Genomic DNA, 23,047 nt, shown 5'->3' with positions numbered 1-23,047 from the left:
CGCTCTGCGTCACCATTGCGCAGGGTTAAAACTTGCGTCGACCGAGGGACGCAGAGCGTCCAATTCGGCATTCCCACGCAGAGCGTGGGAACGATCGAACAGTGGCCTATAGTGAAGGCAACGCTTCCACCCGCACGGCCCGTCCGCTAAGGTGCGCGGCTTCGTTTTCTTCTTTTCTGCACAAAAGGCCCGGCATGACCGCGACAAACAAAGACCCACTGCACGGCGTCACCCTGGAACAGGTCCTCACCGCGCTGGTGGCGCATTACCAATGGGAAGGCCTGGCCGAGCGCATCAACATCCGCTGTTTTTCCAGTGACCCGAGCATCAAGTCGAGCCTGTCGTTCCTGCGCAAGACCCCGTGGGCGCGTGAGAAGGTCGAAGGTTTGTACGTGAAGTTGATGCGCACCAAGCGACCGGTCGAGGACTGAGGTGAAACGTCACCTTATCGGCCTCGCAGCCCTCGGCGGTTGGGCCGGCCTGGCGCTGCAGCAGTACATCATTTTCTACTTCCGCTGGGTCGATGGCGCCAGCCTGTTGCCGGGCCTGGTGAATTTCTTCAGCTTCTTCACCGTGCTCACCAACACCCTGGTGGCGGTGGTGTTGACCCATGCGTGGGTGCAACGGCCAACCGCGGCGAGCCGGTTCTTCCTCGGGCCCGTAGTCAGCAGCGGGATTGCCGTGAGCATTGTCGTGGTCAGCCTCGCCTACAGACTGTTGTTGCGCCACATGTGGCAGCCTGCGGGGGTGCAGTTTGTGGCGGACGAGCTGCTGCACGACGTGATGCCGTTGGTGTTTGTCGCGTATTGGTGGTGGTGCGTGCCCAAGGGCAGTCTGCGCCTCAAACACATCGGGCTGTGGGTGATTTACCCGGTGGTGTACTTCGCCTATGCGTTGTTGCGCGGGTATGTGTGGGGGCTGTATCAGTATCCGTTCATTAACGTGGACACCCTGGGTTATCCACAGGTGTTCATCAATGCCGGGGGGATTCTGGTGGGGTTTGTGCTGATTGCTCTGGGGGTGGTGGGGCTGGATAAAATCTGTAGGAGCGAGCTTGCTCGCGAAGAACGTTAACGATAACGCAGTGTGTCTGGTTTAACGCGGCGCTCTCAGGTTCTTCGCGAGCAAGCTCGCTCCTACAGGGATCACTGTTGCCAGTAACCCACGGCCTTGAGGAATGCCTCATTGACGTTGTGCGTATCCAGCAGCACCCGCCGTACCTGGCGCGAGAGCTTGCTCTCGGTGGCGACAAAGCTGTACAGCGAACCGCCCGGCAGCGTCAGGTTCTGCACCGTCTCGAGCAGGTCATCCTGGCCGCGCACCACCCAGATCACTTCCACTTCGGCAGCGCTGGCCAGCGGCTGCTGTTCCGCCGCATTGGCGATCTCTATCACCGCCAATACCTTGCGCCCCGCCGGCAATTCGTCCAGGCGCCGGGCAATCGCCGGAATCGCGGTTTCATCGCCGATCAACAGGTAGCTGTCGAAGATATCCGGCACGATCATCGAGCCACGCGGCCCGCCGATGTGCAGGTGCTGACCGACCTTGGCCTGCTCGGCCCAGGTGGAGGCAGGGCCATCGCCATGCAGCACGAAGTCGATGTCCAGCTCGCCGATGTCCAGGTCGTACCGGCGTGGGGTGTAGTCGCGCATGGCGGGTTGCGGGCCGTCGCCGCGCAGGTTGAAGTCGGGGCTGTCCAGCGCCGCTTGTTCGGCGGCGTTCTGTGGGAACAGCAGCTTGATGTGATCGTCACTGCCCAGGCTGATAAAGCCCGCCAGTTCCGGCCCGCCCAGGGTGATGCGGCGCATGCGCGGGGTGATGTCGACCACCCGCAGGACTTCGAGGCGGCGGCGTTTGATTTCGTGGGTCACGCGGTGGATGGCTTGGGTATTCATTGAGCTTTCCCGTCGGCAATGGCTTGGGCGGTGCTGTTGAGCAGCGCCGCGACACGAACGATTTCTTCCGGGCTCCAGCGCCCGTGGTGCGAATGCAAGGCGTGGCGCAGGTTATGCACCGCCTCGTGGATTTCCGGCGGACGGTCCTGGCCCCGCAGCGAACGTTTGCTCACATCCATGCGCATGCGAATGCCTTCGAGGGCAACCGCCTGTTCGCTTAAGAAGAGACGACCGGCGTCGGTGATTGTGTAGCGTTTTTTTCCGTCTTCGGCGTCGCCGGTAATCAATTCGCTTTCTTCGAGAAAGGTCAGCGTGGGGTAGATCACGCCGGGGCTGGGGCTGTAGGCGCCGTCGAACAGGGTCTCGATCCGGCGAATCAGGTCGTAGCCATGGCACGGCTGTTCGGCGATCAGCGCCGGCAGCAGCAGTTTCAGGTCGCCGGGGGCGAAGACCCGTGGGCCACGGCCGCCGCGCTCGCGGCCTGGACGTTTGTCGAAGCCGTCGCGGCTGTCACCGGGGTCGCGGTGTGAATGATGGTCTCTCATTTCGGGTGCTCTCGTTTGGTTTAGATACAACGTAAGATATATCTTATTACCGCCGCAACCTCGGCAGACGAACGGTCATCTCGCGTCTTGTGAGACGGGACTCGAAACGGGCCGATCAGCGCACTGACCCTTTCGACATATTCGCCAACTTGTTAGTTGGCGTGCCCCAGTAATTACTGTTGTTTTTTATAATATGTAATCCTATTCTTACGGACTTGTTCTGCACTAAATCATTCTCGTTAAGTTGATGTAGTCCGTTTCTTACGGTTGATTCAAAAGTTTTGGCAAAGTGCCATAATTTTCCTATGTGTCTTGGTGTGACAAGGCTACGTGAATAAGCGAATCGACCGGCTTTCATATTCAAAATCGAAATGGATAATTGCCCGGCCTCGAACGAACTCCTGAATTGCAATACAAGTAATTGGAAAGCATCCAATTTCCATTGCTTCGGGAAATTGTTCTGGCGCTGGGTTAATTAAGTCCTGTGCGCAACTAAGCCAGGATTTCGTTTTGATTTTTAATACATGTGAGCTCTGCAAATGAAGACTAAAGTAAAAGCTGCGCTGTTGACTGTCGGCCTGTTGGCGGGTTCGATCTCTGTTGCTAATGCGGCGGACGGGACGATTACATTTACCGGTTCGGTCCATTCGGGTGCTTGCTCTATCAAGCCTGAGTCTGTGGATCAGTCAGTTGCACTTGGCGCTATTGCAAAGCATCAGTTGCAATCCGGCGGCAAGTCCACCGCCCGCCCCGTGGCGATCGAGCTTGAAGGGTGCGACCTGTCTGGCCTCACCGATAACACCGTGACCACTACCTTCACCGGTGCACCGTCCAGCGTTGTGCCTGGCGGCATCGGCACGGTCGGCAGCGCGGGCGGCATCGGCATCATGATGACCCACGGCGGCAAAGCGATTGAGCTGGGCGTGCCAACCACTCCGCAGGCCATTGTTGCCGGTAATAACACCCTGCAGTTCGGCGCCTACGTACAAGGCCAGGCGACAGGCGACATCGTTCCTGGTGATTTCAGCGCGGTCACCAACTTCACCTTGGCTTATCAGTAAGTGTTTCCCCCGCCACCACTGGTGGCGGGGGAAAACTGGCGGGAGATCAAGGTGAAAACATTCATAAGTCTCGCTATTGCCTCTTCATTGACGTTGTTCATCAGCCCTTGTGATGCCGCGCAGACGCGTGTGCAAGGCGATGGGCTCGTCACGCTGGGAGGCGAGATCATCGACTCGGCCTGCGGGCTGGAAGCGGTCACTGCCGATCAGACCATCGACATGCCTCCCGAACCCATCGGCCGCCTGTTGCGAGAGGGCGCGGGGCAAATGCAGCCGTTCCAGCTACGGCTGGTCAACTGCACCGTGACGCGTCCCGACCCGCTGCGCCCCGGCGAAACGCTGCCGGACTGGGAGCATCTTCGCGTGACGTTCGACGGGCCCAGCGATATGGGCGGGCGCACCTTTGCGGCCTTTGGGGCCTCGCAGGGGGTTGCTTTCCATATTGAGGACGCCGCTGGCCAGGTGAGTGTGCCGGGAGTGCCGATGGCGCTGCTGCCGGTGGTTGATGGCGACATGACACTTCATTACAGGCTCCGCCTGGTGGGCAACGGAGTGCCGCTGTTGGCAGGGGCTCACCGCGCGGCAGTGCGGTTCAAGTTGGAATACTTTTGAAGATTGAGTTGCGTGTATGTTGAATACGTCGAAAGTCATGAATACGCTGCGCCCCAGCCTCTTTGGCGGGTTGATATCACTGGCTGGAACTGCAATGGGCGCCGGGGATATTGAGTTTAATACCGACGTTCTTGATCTGATTGATCGCTCCAATATTGACCTGTCTCAGTTTGCACGCAGTGGGTTTATCTTGCCTGGCACCTACTCGATGGTGGTCCAGCTCAATACCCAACCTATATCTGAACAATCGGTGGCGTTCTTTGCCCCCGATGATGATCCCAAAGGCAGTGTGCCCTGTTTATCGCGCGAGCTTGTCGAGCAACTGGGCCTCAAGGCGTCCGGTGCTGACCAGCTGAAGTGGTGGAAGGGCGGGCAGTGCCTGGATGTCACGGGCTTGCCCGGCATGGAGGTCAGTGCCGACCTGGGCACGTCCACCCTGGACATCAACCTTCCCCAGGCCTACCTGGAATACAGCGCCATTAACTGGGACCCGCCGTCACGTTGGGACGAGGGGGTGCCGGGGCTGCTGGTCGACTACAACATGACGGCGCAGTCCAGCTACCGCAAAGGTGACGGTACGCGCAATGACCTCAGCGGTAACGGCACACTCGGGGCCAATGCCGGGGCCTGGCGCCTGCGGGCGGATTGGCAAGGGCGTGTCGAGAAAGACCGCGAGGCGCAGGCCAGCCGGCAAAAACTGGAGTGGAGTCGCTATTACGCATATCGCGCCATTCCTGCGCTGAAGGCACGCCTGGTGTTGGGCGAGGACTACCTGTATTCGGACCTGTTCGACAGCTTCCGCTTTACCGGTGCCGGGCTCAAGTCAGACGAAAGCCAGCTGCCGCCCAACCTGCGGGGCTACGCACCGGAAGTGGTCGGGGTGGCCAAGACCAATGCAAAGGTTGTCATCAGCCAGCAGGGGCGTGTGCTCTATGAAACGCTGGTGGCGGCAGGCCCTTTTCGGATCCAGGACCTTAACGACGCCGTTTCCGGCACGCTGGATGTGCGGGTCGAGGAGCAGGACGGTTCGGTACAGAAATTCCAGCTCGATACGGCAGGCGTTCCCTACCTGACGCGTCCCGGGCAGGTTCGTTACAAGCTGTCTGCCGGGCGACCGTCCAACCTGCAGTACCACTCCCACGGTGACTTTTTCGGCACCGGCGAGTTTTCCTGGGGGATCAGCAATGGTTGGTCACTGCTGGGCGGTGCGATAACGGATAACAACTACCGTGCGCTGTCGGTGGGCGCGGGGCGGGATTTGCTGGCGTTCGGGGCCGTTTCCCTGGACGTCACCCAGTCTCGCGCCAGCCTGTGGAACCAGACACTTTCGGGCAAATCCTACCGCCTTCAATATTCCAAGAACTTTGAAGAGTACGACAGCCAGGTCACCTTCGCCGGTTACCGGTTCTCCGAGAAGAACTACTTGAGCATGAGCCAATACCTGGACGCTCGGCACTACGGGTTGAATGGTGAGCTGGGCGGACGCGGCGTATTCGATGAAGACGGTAACTTCATTGAACACTGGAAACCCATTGGCGGTAACAAGGCGCTGTATACGGTCACGGTGAACAAACAGTTCCGCGATCTGAACACCACGGTGTATGCCAGCTACAACAAACAAACCTATTGGAACCGGCCAGACACCCAGCGCTGGAATTTCTCGGCGTCTCGTTACTTCAACGTGGGCTCTGTCAGGAACATGAGCCTGTCGCTGAATTTATATCGCACCCATGAATACCAATATAAGGACAACGGAGCAGCGCTGACGGTCAGCCTGCCATTGGGACCCACCGGCACCCTGTCGATGGATGCCAACAGGGCCGGCGGCAAAAACAGCTTTACCACACGCTACGCCGATCGCCTGGATGAACGTAACAGCTACCAGGTCAGTGCCAGCGACACCTCGGCCAGCGGCTACCTGAGCCATATTGGTGACCAGGCCGACATCGACCTCAGCGCCACGACGCAACAAGGCAATAACCGCACCCTCAGTGCATCCGTGCGTGGCGGCGGCACGCTCACCCCTTACGGTGGGGCGCTGCATCGAACCACCAGTACCGGCGGAACCCGGCTGCTGGTCGATACCGCCGGTGTGCCCGATGTGCCCGTGCGGGGTTACGGCACGCCGACCCGCAGCAACGCGTTCGGCAAGGCGGTCATCTCCGACATCACCAGCTACCAGCGTACGGCGGCCAGTGTTGACCTGGAGAAATTGCCCAGCGATGTCGAGGCCACTCAATCCGTGACGCAACTGACCCTCACCGAAGGGGCCATTGGCTACCGATCCCTGGAAGTGATTTCCGGCCAGAAGGCCATGGCGGTTCTTCGCCTGCCGGATGGCAGCGCACCGCCCTTCGGCGCCACGGTGAAAAACCGCAAGCAGCAGGACACCGGGGTGGTGAATGACGGCGGGGATGTCTACCTGAGCGGCATTCAGGCCGGCGAGCAGATGATCGTCAGTTGGGGCGGCACCGAGCGCTGCGTCCTGACGCTGCCCGTCGAGTTGCCAACGGATGCGTTCACCGATGCCCTGCAACTGCGCTGCCAGAGGGTAGCCGTCGATCAAGCCTCACCCGAGCCAGCCACCCTGACCGGCCAGCGAAACACTATGGAGAACCCATCCTCATGAAACACCACATACGTTTTACCTACGCACTGCTGCTGGCGGTCTTGAGCCAGAGCGCCAACGCCGCTGTCGGCCTGGACCGTACCCGCGTGATTTTCGACGGTGGCAAAGACGCAACCAGCGTCAACATCACCAACAACAACCCCCAGTTGCCGTACCTGGCCCAGGGCTGGATCGAGGATGAAGAGGGCAACAAGATCACCTCGCCGTTGATCGTGCTGCCACCGGTCCAACGCCTGGAGCCCGGCAAGCAAAGCCAGGTAAAAGTCCAGGCGTTGCCGGCCGCCAAATCGCTGCCCCAGGATCGGGAGACGGTCTACTACTTCAACCTGCGGGAAATTCCGCCGCGCAGCGACAAGCCCAACACCCTGCAAATCGCCCTGCAAACCCGGATCAAATTGTTTTACCGGCCGCAGGCAATTACCCCCACCCAGCAGGACCTGTCCAACCCATGGCAGGAAAAGCTGACCCTTACCCGGCAAGGCGATCACTACCAGGTGAATAACCCCACGCCTTACTACGTGACCCTGGTGGATGCGCGCAGCAGCAAGGACGGCAAGACCATACCGGGCTTCGAGCCGGTGATGGTCCCGCCCAAAGGCACGCAGGCCCTGGGGCCGACTGCCAAGGAGCTCGGCACCACCCCCTATTTGTCCTACGTGAATGATTACGGTGGCCGTCCGCTGCTGGCGTTCACCTGCAGTGGCGAGACATGCAAGGTGAACACGCAACTGTCTGTGGCCAATCAGTAGTGCCTGCTGCCGGAGAACGTCATGAAGTTGCACACAGTGAAGGTCTTGGGCGGTCTGTTGCTGGCCCTGATGGGGCCGGCGCACGCCGCGGATGACGAGGATGTGGAGGGCATGGTCGGGATGCTCAACATTCTCGGGTCCATGCATGAAACCCCCTGCAGCCTGGAGATGGCATCCCTGCACCAGACGATCGACCTGGGCCCGGTGTCGGCCAGCCAGTTGCAACGGCCGGGTGACCAGGCGACCTCCGTGGCCTTTCAACTGCTGTTCGAGGATTGCCGGCGCACCGCCGGCCGCATCGCCAGTGAGCGCACGGGGAACCTGACATGGAGTGCTTATCAACCGGTGCTCTCGGTGGCGTTCATCGCACCAGCCGATGCCGACGATTCACGGCTGGTCAAGGTGCAAGGCATCACCGGGATGGGCCTGCGCCTGACCGATTCCCAGGGGCGCGATGTACAGCTGGGTTCAAGGGGGGAGCCATTGTTCTTGCCCTTGGGCCGCAACACGCAGACCTGGAACGTCCAGCCCACGCGCACCCCGGCACCCCTGACCAGCGGTGCATTCCGGGCCGTGGTGGATTTCAGGCTCAATTATGAGTAAGGGCAGAACAATGACCAGGTTAACCGGCCCGTGGGCCATTTTTATCGGTGCGGGACTGCTGTGGGCGGTCAGCCAGGGCGTGCAGGCCGATACCAACCTGACGATCCGCGCGACCATCATTGCACCTCCACCGTGCGTGATTAACAGCGGCGGCACGCTGAATGTGCCGTTCGGCAATGACCTGCTGACGTCACGGATTGATGGCGTGAATTATCGACGGGACGTGCCGTATACCGTCACCTGCAGTCCTCCCGTTTACAGCAACGCGATGACCCTGGAACTCAAGGGCGCGGCAGCCGGGTTTGATAACAAAGTGCTCTCGACCCCCAAGACCGACCTGGGGGTCAAGCTCTTCGCCAATGGGGCGGACTGGCCGCTGAACACGCCGCTCAGGTTTACCCATCCGACCTTTCCGGCCGTGCAGGCGGTGCCGGTCAAGCGCGCAGGCAGCACGCTGACGGGCGGGGCATTTGCGACCGCCGCCACCCTCGTGATCGAGTACCAATAATGAGGAAACGATCAATGAAATGTTGGCCACAGCGAACGTTGCTCGGCTTGTGTTGCTTCGGCTTTTTCAGTGCTGCGTCGGCCAACCTGACGTTCAACGGAACGCTGAACGAGCCGCCGCCCTGCACGATTGATTCGGGCAGCACGATTGAAGTCGATTTCGGGGATGTCGGCACCAAGCGTGTCGATGGCGTGAAATATCGCAGGGCCGTCGGCTACACCATCCGCTGCGGCGCCTCCACGCTGCCGTGGCTGTTGAAGTTGAGCGTCAAGGGCGCAGAGACAAGCTTTGATAACGCGGCCCTGCAGACCACTGCGCCTGACCTGGGCATTCGGCTGTACCAGAACAACGCGCCGTTTCGCCTCAACACGCCGCTGGACATCAGCCTGGCGGCACCGCCGACCTTGGAAGTGGTGCCGGTCAAACGGCCGGGTTCGGTCCTGAAGGCCCAAGGGTTCACGGCGGTGGCCACGCTGTTGGCTGAATACCAGTAGGAGTCGAGTGTATGCGACACGCAATGATTCATAAGGGGCTGGTCCTGCTGCTGACCTTCGGCCTGGCGGCCACGGCGCAGGCGGTGGACAACCTGAGGTTCAAGGGCAACCTGGTGGAACAGGCCTGCACCATCCGCCCGGGCGATGAAGCCATCACCCTGGAGCTGTGGGACCTGACCAGCAAGCACCTCTATATCAACACACGCTCAGTGGGCAAACGTTTCACCCTGCACCTGGATGACTGCAATACCACCATCAGCGACTCGGTGACCATCCTGTTCAACGGTGCGGAACAACCGCGCGCTGCCCGGTTTGTTTGCGCTGGACGGTGGCAGCGGTGCCTCTGGTATCGGGCTGGGTTTGGAGACACTGAGCGACAAGCCGGTGCCGGTGAACAAGGTCGGCGACGAACAGAAATTGAGCCCCGGCAACAACGTCATCCTGCTCAAGGCCTATGTGCAGGGTGAGCCGGATGCCCTGCGGGACAAGACCATCGGGCACGGCAGCTACCGTGTGACTTCGACGTTTACGCTGGATTATCCGTAACGCTAAACCGTTATGCATGGGATGAAAGAGAACAACATGAAACGACTATTTGGAGCCGTTGTGCTGCTTGCCCTGGCTGGCGTCACGACGACCGTGAAAGCGGCTGATTGCCGGGTCAATGGCGGCAATTGGCAACGGGTGAGCATTGGCGGGACGTTGAACCTGCAGGTTCCGGTGAATGTGCGGCTGGAGGTGAATGAGCCGCGCATTCTCCTGTCCGGGGTGAGGATCGAATGCCGGTTTGAACCGGACAGCTATACCCCGGATGGACGGCAGGACTACTGGGCCACCGGGACGAGGATCGGCCCGGCCTGGTCGCCTGGTCCGAAGTTCGTCAGCCAGACGACCGGCTTGCGTATCAATGGCAGTTATTGGAACACGCCTATCCAGGCGGGTATCAGGATTGCGACCATGCCTAACAATACGTCTCCGATCCCGATCGATGTCATCCCTTATATATTGATCCGCAACAACCCGACCAACCCGATCGACATTCGAATAGGTGACACTCTGGGCGTGTTACGTCTCGACCAGACCAACAACTACGATTCCTTTTCCACGAGCCTGCAGCTTACGTACATCGCCAACAACGACTTCACCATCTCCCCGTCGTCGTGCACGATCAACAATAACCAACCGATCGAAATCAACTTCGGCAACGTGCACCAGAGGGCGATAGGCACCGACCCCGTATCAACCACCGTTCGTACCGATCGCACGCTCACCTACCGGTGCCCGGACCCGGGGATTACCACGCCGATCACCATTACCTACAAAGGCACGCCGTCCTCGTTCAACGCCAATGCGCTGGTGATGAGCAATCCGAACGTGGGCACGGCCCTTGTCCGTCAGGGGACTGCGGTTCGAGTCAATGGCTCGTTCCTGACCCGTATCACCAACAGTTCCGGGAGCGACGTTGTAACGTTCGCCCTGGTCAAGCAGGCGGGGTCCCTGCCTGTCGAGGGGCCGTTGAACGGCAGCGGCGTACTGGTAATGGGGGTGCCATGACACACCCATACGGTCAGACCTGGCGCGTGACGCGGTTACGTTGTTGGCTGTGGCGTTCCAAAGCCTGGTGGGTCAACTCGCGCATCCATTGTTTTTCGCGGTAGCCCAGTTCGTTGAGCAGCAGGTTGTAGCTGTCGTCCGTCATGGGTTGCCCGGTCAGCACCTGCGGGTGCGGTACACCCAGGGCGTCGGCGAGGCCGATCAGCGTGAGCCTCAACGCTTCCTTCTGCTCGGCGGGTAAGCCGTTGGCCTGGGCCAGCCTGGCCTGGGCTTCCTGCAGTTCATCAAGGCGTGCGCATTGTTCGTCGAAATGCCGGGCGTTGGCCTCAAGGGTGTTCGGGTGGTGGTCGTGCAGGTACTGTTCCCAATAGGGCTCCAGCAACATCTGGTTGACCAGGCCATCGCCTTCGCCCAGCTCCAGCACCGTGCTGTAGGCCTGTTCGATCTGCGTGGGTTTTACGTCGCCGGTGTCGCGGTACAGCATGTGTTCCGACAGCCAGGGCAGGTCGAGGCGCTTGGCCAGGGAGGTCTGGTAGCTCAGGTAGACCTCCACGTCGTCCACGTTACCCATCACGCCCTCCCGTCGTTGCGAACGCAGCCATTGGCCGAGGCCGCCTTCGGCTTCGGGTTTGAGCCGATGGGCAATGTCCTCGCTGGCGATGCGGTTCAATTGCTTGAGCCGTGCATTGCCCTTTGCCAGCGTCACCAGTTTGCCCTCGCGCTCGCTGGCCGAGGCGGAGTAACGCTGGGCTTCGCTGACCAGCACTTCGATGCCCAGGTCATTGAAAATCTGTGCACTGCCGTCGGCGCACAGGCCGGGAAAACTGGCCATCTTGAACAGCTTTTCACGCAGCGCCGTATCGTTGTGGGCCGCCTCCAGCAAACGCCAGACGCGCTCGCGCAACGTTTCAAGATTGTCCCAATAGGTGTCCATGTCCTGGGGCCGCTGGAAGAAGTCGGGCGCTTCAAGGGCCTTGATCACCTCGAACAAACCCTGGGAGCCGTGCTCGCGCTCCACCGCTTGCCACAGCTCCTGGCGCCTGCCCAATAACGGCGGCCTGACCCGTTCCAGCCACGGGCCGCTCTCTCCACGGGGTTCATAGCTGCGGTTGGGGTCCAGTCCGGCGGCTTCGCGGTACTGCTCGTACAGCAGGCGCTGGTCGTTGAGCAGGGTGTTGCGGTCCAGGCGGGTATGGGCGACGGTCCGGGCCTCGGCGCTATCGGCCATGAGCGCTGGCACATGATCAATCCGGGTTTGGCTCAGGTCCAGCAGGAAACCCTCCTCCCGTGGGTGGGCAAACAGCCCGGTGGGCCATTGGGTGATGGGGGTGCGGCTCAGGAACAGGCGGCGCAGGTGCGGCATTTTCGAGATGTTCGGTGGCTGCGTCAGCGGGTTGCGGTACAGGTTCAAGTTGCGCAGGTGCTTGAGGTTTTTCAGGCGCGCAACGTCGCCGTTGAGCAGCGTGATCTGGTTTTCCCCCAGGTTGAGGTCGCGCAGGTAGCGCATGTTGGCGATGGGCTCGGGCAGCCGCGTCAGTTCGTTCGCACTGACGTCCAGCTCCCGCAGGGACGGGAATGCCTGCAGAAAGGGCCACTGGCTGTCGTTGAACATGCAGTTGGCCAGCTTCAGTTGGGTGACGTGCTCGAAACCATTGCCCAGCAGCGGCAGGCTGCCGGGCAGGTCCAGGGCGCTGAGGTCCAGGCTCGCGCCGCTCTGCACCTGGCCCAAGTCGTCGCGGTGCTCGGCGAGGCGGTCTTCCCAGCAGCGATAGAGTTTGTGCGCAATGATATTTTTACGCAGTTTTTCCTCCCGGGCCATGCGGCTGTTTTTGGGATGGGGGCCGGGCAGGCGCTTCCATTGTTCCAGCTCCCGGTACAGGTTGTGCCGCTGCAGGACCAGGCGATTGAGGACATCGTTGTTCAGCCCCGGGCCGATCTCATTGAGGAACCGCTGCAGGCGTTCCTCCTCCAGGGTCGGGAACAGACTGGCCAGCACCTCCCGGGCGCGGGCCTGGCCCAAGTGCTCCTGGGCGCGGCGCAACCCGCCGAGGGCCGCGCCGCCGAGCAGGGTGGTGGTCTGCACATCTGCCGTACTGCGCAGCGGTGGCTCGGCCAGCACCCGGCGCCGTTCGGCCAGGGGTTCGAGGGTTTCCATCAGCCAATGCTTGAGCCCGGCGCCCTGGCCGGGCCGGTAGCCCAGTTCACGTTGCTGCGCTTCGGACAGCGCGCGCAACAGGCATTCATACAGGGTATCCGGCCCATGCAGGCGCTGGCCCTGCTGATCGAACAGTTCGTAGCCCATGTCGTTCTGGCGCACCAGCACCCGGCGCCGGCGGGCATCGGCCGGCCCGGCTTCACAACGCAGCGTACCGCTGACCAGGCGATCGCGGATTTGCAGGTGCAGGTCGCCAAAGCCATCGCTGTAGCGCTTGAGGGTATTGAGCACCAGGCGCTCGGTACCTTCGGTGATCGCCCAGGGCGGGAAGAACCCCGCGTAGGCCTGGACACTGTGCTGGGCGAAGCTCAGTTCCCTGGCCTGATTGAGCAGGCGCAGCGGTACGTGGTGGTCCAGGGTTTGCCGTTCGGCCGGGGTTGTGCCGGCCAGCAGGGTGTCGGCCAGCGGCCGGTCCAGCGGGCTGACCTGCTCGCGCAAACGGCGTCCATGGGGATCGGCGCTGACCTGGCGGGCCTGATGGATGTAGTCGGCGATGTCACCGGTCTGGCGCGCCACCGAGTCCGCCAGTTGATCGCGCAAGGTTTGCACGCGCAGTGCTTGCGGCACGTCGCCGCCCAGCAGGTGCCTGATCGACGGCTCATCGAGAAACTCCAGCACCCGCGCCGGCAACTCGCTGGACATCACCTCGGCCAGGCTCAATTGCAGCGTGTCGGCCGGCGATGCCTGCGGGTTGGCGTACTTGTGGGAGTCACCGCTCTTGTCCGAGCGCACGAACACTTCCAATGCCTTGGTTTGGGGCCAGCCCGGCAGCTCGGTGATGGTCTGCTCGAACCAGGCGGACGTCGCATCCAGCGGCAGCGGTGCGCCGGCGCGAATGGTGTGCACGGTCTGTGTGGCAGCGCGCTGGGCTTCATAGCGATTGAGGGTCGCTTCCAGCAGCGGCGGGGTCGGCCGGTTTTGCACGTAAAGGTTGCGCAGCACACCGTCGTCGGCACCGCTGATGCGTTGCATCTGCTGCAGTTGCTGGTTGCTGAAGGGCGCCGTGCGCGACCCCAGGCGGCGCATCAGCGTGGCGCTGTCCCAGGTGCGCTGTTGCTCGGCTTCATGTACGAAGGCGCCGTCGCCGTTGAACCGCACCAGGGGTTGATAGGCGTTGGCGCGCTCCGGGTGAGCGATACGCGTGTCGCCGGTTTCAGGGTCTGCCTGCACTTCGAAGTGAGTACCTTGCAGCGCGAGGATCTGCTTGCCCCGATGGGTGTGCAGGCCGTCGACAATGGGCGGCTGGTCGAGGTTTTTCACAGCATAGGGCGCAATATCCGGGTGCCACAGGCGCGTGCTGCCGTCGGGCCGCACCACCGGGCGCAAGCCTTCGACGAAGGGGCTGAGCTTGAGCCGTGCGACATGGCCCAACTGGCTGGCAGCACCGAACAAGGCAAACTGGATCACGCTGTCGGCCACCGCGACCACTTGCTCCGCCGCCTCGGCACCACGCCCCTGGGCCCAATCGACAATCCCCTCGAACACCTCGTCGGTGATCTGGTACAGGCTGTAGGCGAGCATCGCTTCCCCCAGCAGCGGCACGAAGGGCGTCAGCACCAGCAGCGCCGCATTGAAGATATCCCCGAGGATTTTTTCCAGGTTGTCCCACCAGGCCCAGCGCGCGTGGCGGTCGGCGGTGGCGGTGGGCACGGCGATGTCCAGGGCATCGTTGACGATCTTGTTCAACTTGAGGCGGTACTGGTAATTCCACAGGTCATTTTCGGCGGCGAGCGTTGAGCGATTGACGTGATCGTCACCGATAGCCTGCACGCTGAATTGCAGGTTTGGCTGGGTGATCGGAGTGTCGCGCCAGCTGGGGCGCGGGTCGGTGTGGGCGGTTTGATGCCAGCGCACACGGCTCAAGCGTGTATTGAGCCCGGCAAAGAATTCACCGCGCCTGGCGTGGTCGATGAACTGGCTGAAGAAGGTCTGGTAGCGCTGGCTGTCCCGCAGTTTTTCCGTGAGGTGGCTGAGGAAGGCCGCAGGCGAAGGGTATTGCTTCAGAGGGTGTTCGGGGTCTGCGGGGATGTACACCAGCACCTTGCCGACGGGCCGGGTGGGCTGCGGGACAAACAGCAACAGGATGCCGGTCAATGCCGTGTTCATCAGGCTCAGGGTATGGCATTCAAGCGCCTGCCCGTCCAGCAGTGCGACGCGGCCGGCGATCAGGTCGAGCACGGCGCCGTGGGCATCGGCGTCGATGTCCCGGTTGATCAAGGCCAGGTGCGCCGCCGTACCCAGGGCAGTCTTCTGAGTGGCAATCATCTGCAGGCGCACGTCCCGGGTCACCGCCGGGTCATAGAACCCCAGGGCCTGGCGCAGGCTTTTCTGGTAGCGGGCGCCCAGGTCCAGGGTGCGGCAGATGTGCTTGAACTGTTCAGCGGTCAATACGGCGCCGGTGATGGAGTGGCGCAAGGTCAGTGTATCCCGCTGCCCGCGTGGGTCTTCGGCGGACAGGAAGGCGTAGTCGACGAAGGTGTCCGAGGCGGCAAAGTTGGCCAGCGCGACGTCCAGCAGCGACAGGGTTTTGCTTTGCTCCCCACGATTGAAATCGTGCACCCACCAGGCAACTTTGGCGCTGGCATACAGCCGCAGGCAGGTGGTTCTGACGTCGATCTCGCCATAGGCCTTCAAGGCATTTTTCAGCAGCGGTTCGGCGAAGGCATACACGTCGGTCAATGCCTGGAATCGCTGGTCCATCGCAGCCTGCTGCTGCCAGTGTGCGGCGATCGCGGGCTTGAGCGCTTGATGCTGGTTGGCGCTGGCATGGGGATAGTGGCGGATGCCTTGGCGGGCGACGTCGTTGAGTGCGCGCAGGCGGAGTGGCGAGGTGGTTTTCAGCCAGTGCGGCAGGGCGTTTTCGATAAACGCGTGGTGCAGGGACTGGTCGGGTATGTCGGCCATGGGGGCAACCTGTAGAGCTCAAAAAGAAGGCTTGAGTCTATGCACCGGCACGGCTGCGGATAAGTTTGAATAGTGGGTGGAAACCGCGGCGGATCCCTCAGTAATTCGCAAGTGAAAAGCGCAGGGATAGGCCCATCAGCGCACGCTGCATAAGCTGTTGTTGCCCGGTTGCAGATAGGGCGTAAGAATCGGCGCCATGCCCTTGAGTACCTGTACCGGCAACGCCGAAGTGAACTTGAAACCCTGGGCCGAAGCGCCGGGGACGAAGGCGGTCAGCGTGCCGAAATGATGCTCGCCGATGTAGAACACGAAGGTCGCCGTGCGGTTGATCGCCTTGGAGCTGAGAATCCGCCCGCCGGCGCCGATGGCTTCGATCCGGTTGTCGCCGGTACCGGTCTTGCCGCCCATGGCCAACGGCGTACCGTCCGCCAGTTTGAAGCTGCCGGACACGCGCCGTGCAGTGCCGGCGTCCACCACCTGGGACAGCGCCCCCTTGAGTGCCGTGGCCACCTCGGAAGGCATCACGCGCTTGCCGCGATTGGGGTCGTTGACCAAGCGGGTTTCGTATGGGGTGTCGGCGGCAAAGCGCAGGCTGTCGATACGCAGGGTGGGCTGGCGCACGCCATCGTTGAGGATGATCCCCACCAGTTCCGCCAGGGCCGCCGGGCGGTCGCCGGAGCTGCCGATGGCCGTGGCAAGCGACGGCACCAGATGGTCGAAGGGGTAGCCGACTTTTTGCCAGCGCTGGTGAATATCGAGGAAGGCTTCGATCTCCAGCATGGTGCGGATGCGGCTGTCGCGGGCACTCTTGTGGCGGCTCTTGAACAGCCAGCTGTAAACCTCCTGGCGCTCGTGTTCACTGGCGGCGGTGGCCTGGGTGAAGGTGGCGTCGGGGTTGTTCAGCAGGTAGCCCATCAGCCACAGGTCCAGCGGGTGAACCTTGGCGATATAGCCTTGGTCAGGCAGGTCGTAGGCGCCGGGGCCGTAATTCTGGTAGAGCTTTTCGAGGCGCTCGTCGGTGAGTTTTTCAGGGCTTTTGACGCTGCTCAAGTGCGAGCGGACGAAGCTGTTGAAACTCGCCTGGCTGGCGTTGGGCAGCAGGTAGCGGTGTACGGCGGCCAGGCGAATGGCGGTGGGGTGCATGCCATCGAGGAAAGTATCGAGGCGCGCCTGGGTGTCCTTGTTGCGGTACTTTTTCCAGAACTTGAGCAGGAACGTAGTGCCCTCGCGGTCGGCAAACTGGGCCAGGTATTCCTGGCGGCGCGGGTCGTTGTCGTCCTTGAGCAACTCGGCGCTGTTGTTCGGGCCCTGGTAGGTGGTGTAGCGCACCAGGTCGCGCATCAAGCGAATGAACGGCAGGTTGATGGACTCGCGCAGGGCCTCGATCAAGGTGGGATTGCGGCCGTTGTCCTGGCTGCGGAAGTTGTGGAAGTGGTGCATGCCGCCGCCGGTGAAAAAACCTTCGCCGGTGTTGGCCGAGTATTGGCGATTGAGGGCGGCGTCGAGCATGGCCGGCAGGTTGCGGTCGCTGTTCTGGATCAGGTAATCGAGGGCCCAGCGGGTGATGCGGTCCTGGTCGTCCACCGGAATCTTGCGCAGTTGGGCAGCGGGTATCGCGCCGTATTTGTCGTGCAACTCGCTGACGATTTGCAGGTAGGTGGTCATCACCCGCAGCTTGGCGGTTGAACCCAGTTCCAGCTTGCTGCCTTCGTTGATGTCGAATGGCTGGTCGGTGCTGTCGGTTTGCACGCGCACGCGGGCACCGTCGGGTGTCATCTCGTAGAGGTTGAAACTGTAGCGAACCTGAGCGGTGCTGGCGGGCGTCAGCAGCGTGGGCCCGAGCAGGCCGATCTGCGCGGCGAAAGTGGGGTCGGCGAGTTGCTTGAGGTACGTGCTGGCCTGGCTTTGCAGGTCGGCTTGCAAGGTGCTCGTGGCAGAGAGATCGAGTCGATCGAGGTCGTACAGCGGCTGGTTGAGCAGGGCGGCCAGGCGAGTGCGGGCGACGCTGATGCCCTTGTTGGTTTCGATTGGCTGGATCGTCGGTTGTTGCTGCCAGTCACGGTAGGTGACTTTGCTGGCGAGGGCTGCGCTGGCCAGCGCCGGGTCGATCACGTTGTTTTGTGCGAGCAGGCGGATGTGGCTGTCGGTGAGGTCCGCCAGTTCCTTGTGGCCCTTGGACAGATAGTGAGACGGGCGACGCTGGGCGATCATCAGCGACAGCACCTCGCGCAACGCCAGACCCTTTTGCGGCAGCTGTTTGGGGTCGGTGCCGATGAGCAGCGCGTTTGTCTGGTTGAAGTCGGCGCCGTACCACACGCGCAAGCCTTCGGCCATGCCGTGCACTTCGCCATGGCCGGGTACCGCCGACAGGGGCACGCTGTTGAGGTAGTCGCGCACGATGTCCTGGCGAGCGGCAAGGGTTTGCGGGCCGTCCTGATACGCGCGCATGCTGGCAGAAATCATCTGGCGGATTTTCTCGCCGCCGGACAGGGTCAGGCCGTCGGGCGAGTGGCGGTATTTTTCCAGCTGCGTGGCCAGGGTACTGCCGCCTGCCGTCTGGCCGGGCAGGTGCAAGAGCTTCGCCACCTGGGACCAGGCGGCCTTGGCAAAGCGCGGCCAATCCACGGCCGGGTTGAGTTGCGGGTTTTTCGGGTCCAGCAGGTCGCGGTCTTCGATAAACAGCAGGCTGCTGACCACCACCGGCGGGATCGCCGCAAAGCTTGGGTAGAACTGTTGTGGATACGTGAACTGATACAGCGGCGCGGCGCGGCAATCGGTGATGGTCAGGCCGGCCTGGATCTTTTCCGGGTAGGGCACGAACAGGCCGCGCTGGGCGTAGGCCATCAGGTCGGGGGAGAAGCGCGCTTGAGCCTGGATCAGGTAGTCACGCTTGATCAAGCGCGGCAGGAACTCGCCGAGGGCGCTGTAGCCCAGGCGCTTGTCAAAGGGCCCGGCGCCAGGGTAAACCCGCGCATCGCTGGGGCCCGAATGCATTTGGTAGGTGAGGGTTGAGGCAATGTCGGAGAAGGTCTTGGCCTGCAACCTTGAAGTGCGCATTTCCCGCAGGGCGGCAAAGCCCAGGGCGATCAGCGCAATCAGCAGCACCAGCCAGAACAGCCGCCACCACAACCGTCGGCGGGGAGGAGGGCTTTGTGGCAACGGCTGTTCATCCGGGCTATCGGTGGATACCGCAGCCTTGGTCGAAGCGTTTTGCCATAAAGCGCCCATAGTCGATTGATCCATTTACGTAGATTGATCGGACTTGGTTGAAGCTTAGACGGTGGTGGGCGAGTGAGGGGGATTTGTGAGTGTGATGCTGTTTGTGGCGAGGGGGCTTGTCCCCCGTTGGGCTGCGCAGCAGCCCCAAAACCTGCCATGAAGATCTTCCTGAAGAAATGCGATGTGTTTACTGGGGCTGCTGCGCAGCCCAACGGGGGGCAAGCCCCCTCGCCACAGACAAGCCCTCTCCACACAGGAAAAATCAGAGCCAGGCTGCGTCCCATAGTGGGTAGTCACCAATATGTTCGACCAGGCCCGCTCGCAGAGGATTGGCGATGATGTAGCGGGCAATTTTGCGAAGGTCTTCATCGCTACGCACTGCTCGGTCATGGTAGCCAAGTTGCCAGAATCGTTCTTTGCTGCCGCGTGCGCGATTAATGGTGAGGGTGCTGCGGGATTTGGTACGTCCCACAGCCTGCGACAACGTTGTGCCTTGCAGCTCAAATAGCCAATGAAAGTGATCAGGCATGACGACCCATGCCAGAGAGTCGACCATTCCCAATTCATGGGTCTTCCTGAATTCTGCTACCAGTAGTCTTCCCAAATGGAAGTCTTTGAACAGGGGTTGCCGGTTGTGAACCACGGCGGTAATCAGATAAGGACGGCCAGATTCTGAATGTCGACCACGGCGTAACAGATGAGAGTTGGGTTGATGAAGTATTCCTTTGCTCCTTGAGGGGAAGTAGTCAATTGACGTTAGCAGCTGCTGTGGAGTGCTCTCTTGCAGTTCAGTGTCGGCGTGTTTCTCGAAGGTGGATTTGTGGCGAGCGGGCTTGTCTGTGGCGAGGGGGCTTGTCCCCCGTTGGGCTGCGCAGCAGCCCCAGTAAAGACACCGCATTTTTCCGGATAGAACTTATGGCAGGTTTTGGGGCTGCTACGCAGCCCAACGGGGGACAAGCCCCCTCGCCACAGACAAGCCCCTCGCCACAGACAAGCCCGCTCGTCACAGATAACCCCGCCACATAACCCCAAACCGTCGAGCTAGAGCCTCCCCCACCCGTAAACCCGCCAAAGGTAGGGGCATGACGCTGCACCATTACCGTGCAATACTCGCCGCCGTTTGGTGGCGATGATTCCTACGCTAACCAGGTGATGCTCCTCCGCAAAAGGCGCCTTTACCGAGAGTTCCCGCTGAATCTTGCCGTTTATAGAGTGAAAACCCCTGGGTTTAGCTTTTTATACTGCACCCCCGCTGATCTGGCCCGGCCAGACCGTTTTACCCAAAAGGTGATCCGGCAACGGTACGCCATGGCAGACCCGCCATGACGCCCCGGACTCGGTGGCTCATATCCAATAACAAGACGAGGTTGTATCCCTATGCCAGCTGGCAATCATCTGCCCCACGGCGAGACCGCTCAGGGCGGTCCGCTGAAACGCGAACTCGGCGAACGGCATATTCGCCTGATGGCCCTCGGTGCATGCATCGGCGTCGGCCTGTTCCTAGGCTCGGCCAAGGCCATTGAAATGGCCGGCCCGGCGATCATGCTGTCGTACATCATCGGCGGCCTGGCGATCCTGGTGATCATGCGCGCCCTCGGCGAGATGGCCGTGCACAACCCGGTGGCCGGTTCGTTCAGCCGCTACGCCCAGGATTACCTCGGCCCGCTGGCGGGCTTTCTCACCGGCTGGAACTATTGGTTCCTGTGGCTGGTGACCTGCGTGGCAGAAATCACGGCCGTCGCCGTGTACATGGGCGTGTGGTTCCCCGATACACCCCGCTGGATCTGGGCCCTGGCAGCACTGATCAGCATGGGCACCATCAACCTGATCGCGGTCAAGGCCTTCGGTGAGTTCGAGTTCTGGTTCGCACTGATCAAGATCGTCACCATCATCGCCATGGTGATCGGCGGCGTCGGCATCATCGCGTTCGGCTTTGGCAACGATGGCGTGGCCCTGGGCATTTCCAACCTGTGGACCCACGGCGGCTTTATGCCCAATGGCGTGCAGGGTGTGTTGATGTCCCTGCAGATGGTGATGTTCGCCTACCTGGGCGTGGAGATGATCGGCCTCACCGCCGGTGAAGCGAAGAACCCGCAGAAGACCATCCCGAGTGCCATCGGCTCGGTGTTCTGGCGCATCCTGCTGTTCTACGTCGGTGCGTTGTTCGTGATCCTGTCGATCTACCCGTGGAACGAAATCGGCACCCAGGGCAGCCCGTTCGTGATGACCTTCGAGCGCCTGGGTATCAAGACCGCCGCCGGCATCATCAACTTCGTGGTGATCACCGCGGCGTTGTCGTCGTGCAACGGCGGTATCTTCAGCACCGGGCGGATGCTCTACAGCCTGGCGCAGAACGGCCAGGCCCCGGCCACGTTCGGTACCACCTCGAGCAACGGCGTGCCGCGCAAGGCGCTGCTGCTGTCGATCTTCGTGCTGTTGCTGGGCGTGCTGCTCAACTACATGGTCCCGGAAAAAGTCTTCGTCTGGGTCACTTCCATCGCTACCTTCGGCGCGATCTGGACCTGGCTGATGATCCTCCTGGCCCAGCTCAAGTTCCGCAAGAGCCTGACCCAGGCCGAACGTGACGGCCTTAAATACCGCATGTGGCTGTACCCGGTCAGCTCCTACCTGGCCTTGGCGTTCCTGGTGCTGGTGGTGGGCCTGATGGCGTACTTCCCGGACACCCGTGTGGCGCTCTACGTGGGGCCGGTGTTCCTGGTGCTGCTGACGGTGTTGTTCTACGTGTTCAAGTTGCAGCCGACTCAAGCGGCGGCACGCACCGCGAGCTGAGTTTCCTGCGCTCAACAAAAAGCCCCTTTCGGGGCTTTTTGTTTTTCAGGCGGTGGCGACGCGCGCCGGTTGCGTGAGCCGCTTGTTCAAGTCCAGCCAGGCCCCCAGCAACGCCATCAACCCGGCGCCTACCAGTGCGGTGAAAATCTGCATGGCGAAGGCATCGCCGGTGATCGCATTGATCATGTCTGCCAGTGGCGCCAGCAGCACCCCCAGGCAGAACACTTCCAGGGAGTAGCGCCCCATACGGCAGGTTTGTCGGGCCAACCAGTTCTGCGTCCATTCGCGGCCAGGCAGCAGCTTGGCGGTGACATAGGCCAGGGCCAGGAAGTGCAGCAAACGCACGGGCGACAGGTCGGTCTTGCTGATGGGGTACAGCAGGTCACTGAGCGCCGACGGCATCAGCGCGTCGTGGATTTCCGGCCAGCGCCACGAGAGCGTGAGAACCCCCGCCAACAGCGCATACACCGCCGCAGCGACGAACAATGGCTGACGCAACAGGCGCCGAGTCTCGACAGGGCGGGGTTGCCCGGCATGAATCGCCGCCGCGCCGCCCAGCACAAACAGCAACTGCCAGGTCACCGGATTGAAATACCACACGCCGTCGGCAATCGCCGCCAGGTTCCAGCCCAGGTGCGGGGCCAGCAAGTACACCGCCAGCGAAACAGCCACCACCGCCGAGGTCTTGCGCAACAGCAACGGCAACACCAGCGGCAGGCAACCCAGCAGCACGATGTACAGCGGCAGCGGGTCCATCAGGTTGGGTTTGAAGCGCAACAGCAGTTCATCCACCAGGGCTTGCTGGGGATGGGTGACGAAGTGCGTCAGGCCCATCTCTTCAACGAGGTCGCGGGTTTCCACATGGCTGTTGGCGAAGAACACGATGCCCATCAGCATCGCCAGCAGGAAGATGTGCACCACGTACAGCACCCAGGTGCGCCGCCAGATCTTCACGCAGGCGATCAGATAACCGTCGCGCTGCAGGATCTTGCCGTAGGCCAGCACGGCCGCATAACCGGCCAGGAACACGAAGACTTCCGCCGCGTCGCTGAAACCGAAGTTGCGCAAGGTGATCTGGCCCAGAGGGTTGTGGGGCACGTGATCCCAGAAAATAAAGATCAACGCCAGGCCCCGAAAAAAATCGATGCGCGGGTCGCGTCCGTTCAACATGGCAGCGGGCTCTTGAACAAGGGGTTTAGTAATGACAATTGGACGACGGCTTCAGTCGAGCCGTACGTCGGGCGGGCGCAGGTTGGCGGTATTTGTAAG

General features: G+C 61.6%; 17 protein-coding genes and 1 pseudogene. 12 read left to right on the top strand and 6 right to left on the bottom strand.

Translation table 11 applies throughout. The features are described 5' to 3' along the window. Positions 1–194: 194 nt before the first annotated feature. A complete protein-coding gene (locus A462_RS15165; RefSeq protein WP_003216406.1) occupies positions 195–431 on the top strand; it encodes a VF530 family DNA-binding protein in 237 nt (78 codons plus the stop codon). Position 432: 1 nt separating this feature from the next. Continuing rightward, positions 433–1,074, top strand: a complete 642-nt coding sequence (locus tag A462_RS15170) for a Pr6Pr family membrane protein (protein ID WP_008435574.1) — start codon at positions 433–435, stop codon at positions 1,072–1,074. A 71-nt stretch (positions 1,075–1,145) separates the two neighbouring features. Here A462_RS15170 and A462_RS15175 read toward each other — a convergent pair whose 3' ends face one another. Both A462_RS15175 and A462_RS15180 read right to left on the bottom strand, forming a co-directional pair. Further along, positions 1,146–1,895 (bottom strand): siderophore-interacting protein, encoded by a 750-nt coding sequence (locus tag A462_RS15175; protein ID WP_008435572.1) that lies wholly within the window; start codon positions 1,893–1,895, stop codon positions 1,146–1,148. Continuing rightward, the gene (locus tag A462_RS15180; RefSeq protein ID WP_003216412.1) at positions 1,892–2,440 is read right to left on the bottom strand and encodes a PadR family transcriptional regulator; all 549 of its coding nucleotides are present in this window, start codon (positions 2,438–2,440) and stop codon (positions 1,892–1,894) included. The genes A462_RS15175 and A462_RS15180 overlap by 4 nt, the downstream gene beginning before the upstream one ends. A gap of 539 nt (positions 2,441–2,979) precedes the next feature. Between A462_RS15180 and A462_RS0132510 the strand changes: the two genes are divergently transcribed. From A462_RS0132510 to A462_RS15215, 9 genes and pseudogenes are all read left to right on the top strand, one after another. Then, positions 2,980–3,501, top strand: coding sequence for a fimbrial protein (locus A462_RS0132510; protein WP_023659208.1), 522 nt, complete (start codon positions 2,980–2,982; stop codon positions 3,499–3,501). A 51-nt stretch (positions 3,502–3,552) separates the two neighbouring features. Further along, complete coding sequence (locus A462_RS15185; RefSeq protein ID WP_023659209.1) at positions 3,553–4,113, top strand: fimbrial protein; 561 nt, start codon at positions 3,553–3,555, stop codon at positions 4,111–4,113. Positions 4,114–4,129: 16 nt separating this feature from the next. After that, positions 4,130–6,742, top strand: coding sequence for an outer membrane usher protein (locus A462_RS15190; protein WP_157222843.1), 2,613 nt, complete (start codon positions 4,130–4,132; stop codon positions 6,740–6,742). Beyond that, complete coding sequence (locus A462_RS15195; protein WP_008435565.1) at positions 6,739–7,491, top strand: fimbria/pilus periplasmic chaperone; 753 nt, start codon at positions 6,739–6,741, stop codon at positions 7,489–7,491. The genes A462_RS15190 and A462_RS15195 overlap by 4 nt, the downstream gene beginning before the upstream one ends. A gap of 21 nt (positions 7,492–7,512) precedes the next feature. Continuing rightward, positions 7,513–8,094, top strand: coding sequence for a fimbrial protein (locus A462_RS15200; protein ID WP_003216422.1), 582 nt, complete (start codon positions 7,513–7,515; stop codon positions 8,092–8,094). A gap of 10 nt (positions 8,095–8,104) precedes the next feature. Beyond that, positions 8,105–8,602, top strand: a complete 498-nt coding sequence (locus A462_RS15205; protein WP_003216424.1) for a fimbrial protein — start codon at positions 8,105–8,107, stop codon at positions 8,600–8,602. A 14-nt stretch (positions 8,603–8,616) separates the two neighbouring features. Continuing rightward, positions 8,617–9,096, top strand: coding sequence for a fimbrial protein (locus tag A462_RS15210; protein WP_003216426.1), 480 nt, complete (start codon positions 8,617–8,619; stop codon positions 9,094–9,096). 11 nt (positions 9,097–9,107) lie between these two features. After that, positions 9,108–9,642: pseudogene (locus A462_RS0132505) on the top strand (fimbrial protein). A gap of 36 nt (positions 9,643–9,678) precedes the next feature. Beyond that, positions 9,679–10,650, top strand: coding sequence for a fimbrial protein (locus A462_RS15215; RefSeq protein ID WP_008435561.1), 972 nt, complete (start codon positions 9,679–9,681; stop codon positions 10,648–10,650). A 13-nt stretch (positions 10,651–10,663) separates the two neighbouring features. Here A462_RS15215 and A462_RS15220 read toward each other — a convergent pair whose 3' ends face one another. The 3 genes from A462_RS15220 to A462_RS0132500 all read right to left on the bottom strand — a co-directional run bounded on the left by A462_RS15220 (position 10,664) and on the right by A462_RS0132500 (position 19,709). Continuing rightward, positions 10,664–15,769, bottom strand: coding sequence for an NEL-type E3 ubiquitin ligase domain-containing protein (locus A462_RS15220; RefSeq protein ID WP_008435560.1), 5,106 nt, complete (start codon positions 15,767–15,769; stop codon positions 10,664–10,666). Between the two features lie 135 nt (positions 15,770–15,904). Beyond that, entirely contained in the window at positions 15,905–18,997 is a 3,093-nt protein-coding gene (locus A462_RS15225) for a transglycosylase domain-containing protein (RefSeq protein WP_008435558.1), read from the bottom strand. A 253-nt stretch (positions 18,998–19,250) separates the two neighbouring features. Beyond that, positions 19,251–19,709 carry an REP-associated tyrosine transposase gene (locus A462_RS0132500; protein WP_032899435.1) on the bottom strand — a complete coding sequence of 153 codons (459 nt, stop codon included), beginning with the start codon at positions 19,707–19,709 and terminating at the stop codon, positions 19,251–19,253. Between the two features lie 656 nt (positions 19,710–20,365). Between A462_RS0132500 and A462_RS15230 the strand changes: the two genes are divergently transcribed. Beyond that, positions 20,366–21,778, top strand: a complete 1,413-nt coding sequence (locus A462_RS15230) for an amino acid permease (RefSeq protein ID WP_003216436.1) — start codon at positions 20,366–20,368, stop codon at positions 21,776–21,778. A gap of 45 nt (positions 21,779–21,823) precedes the next feature. Here the strand turns inward: A462_RS15230 and A462_RS15235 are convergent, their stop codons facing one another. Further along, complete coding sequence (locus A462_RS15235; RefSeq protein ID WP_008435548.1) at positions 21,824–22,948, bottom strand: OpgC family protein; 1,125 nt, start codon at positions 22,946–22,948, stop codon at positions 21,824–21,826. Positions 22,949–23,047 lie beyond the last annotated feature (99 nt).

Source organism: Pseudomonas sp. Ag1, assembly GCF_000278565.1.
Taxonomy (GTDB): Bacteria; Pseudomonadota; Gammaproteobacteria; order Pseudomonadales; family Pseudomonadaceae; genus Aquipseudomonas.
The sequence above is the reverse complement of the archived record's forward strand: the minus strand, read 5'-3'. Positions and strand labels throughout refer to the sequence as shown.

Coding starts and splice junctions, on each gene's coding strand:
- A462_RS15165 (WP_003216406.1), top strand. CDS start 195: ATGACCGCGACAAACAAAGACCCACTGCACGGCGTCACCCTGGAACAG.
- A462_RS15225 (WP_008435558.1), bottom strand. CDS start 18,997: ATGGGCGCTTTATGGCAAAACGCTTCGACCAAGGCTGCGGTATCCACC.
- A462_RS15230 (WP_003216436.1), top strand. CDS start 20,366: ATGCCAGCTGGCAATCATCTGCCCCACGGCGAGACCGCTCAGGGCGGT.
- A462_RS15205 (WP_003216424.1), top strand. CDS start 8,105: ATGACCAGGTTAACCGGCCCGTGGGCCATTTTTATCGGTGCGGGACTG.
- A462_RS15215 (WP_008435561.1), top strand. CDS start 9,679: ATGAAACGACTATTTGGAGCCGTTGTGCTGCTTGCCCTGGCTGGCGTC.
- A462_RS15235 (WP_008435548.1), bottom strand. CDS start 22,948: ATGTTGAACGGACGCGACCCGCGCATCGATTTTTTTCGGGGCCTGGCG.
- A462_RS15190 (WP_157222843.1), top strand. CDS start 4,130: ATGTTGAATACGTCGAAAGTCATGAATACGCTGCGCCCCAGCCTCTTT.
- A462_RS15210 (WP_003216426.1), top strand. CDS start 8,617: ATGAAATGTTGGCCACAGCGAACGTTGCTCGGCTTGTGTTGCTTCGGC.
- A462_RS15195 (WP_008435565.1), top strand. CDS start 6,739: ATGAAACACCACATACGTTTTACCTACGCACTGCTGCTGGCGGTCTTG.
- A462_RS15175 (WP_008435572.1), bottom strand. CDS start 1,895: ATGAATACCCAAGCCATCCACCGCGTGACCCACGAAATCAAACGCCGC.
- A462_RS0132510 (WP_023659208.1), top strand. CDS start 2,980: ATGAAGACTAAAGTAAAAGCTGCGCTGTTGACTGTCGGCCTGTTGGCG.
- A462_RS15220 (WP_008435560.1), bottom strand. CDS start 15,769: ATGGCCGACATACCCGACCAGTCCCTGCACCACGCGTTTATCGAAAAC.
- A462_RS15200 (WP_003216422.1), top strand. CDS start 7,513: ATGAAGTTGCACACAGTGAAGGTCTTGGGCGGTCTGTTGCTGGCCCTG.
- A462_RS15180 (WP_003216412.1), bottom strand. CDS start 2,440: ATGAGAGACCATCATTCACACCGCGACCCCGGTGACAGCCGCGACGGC.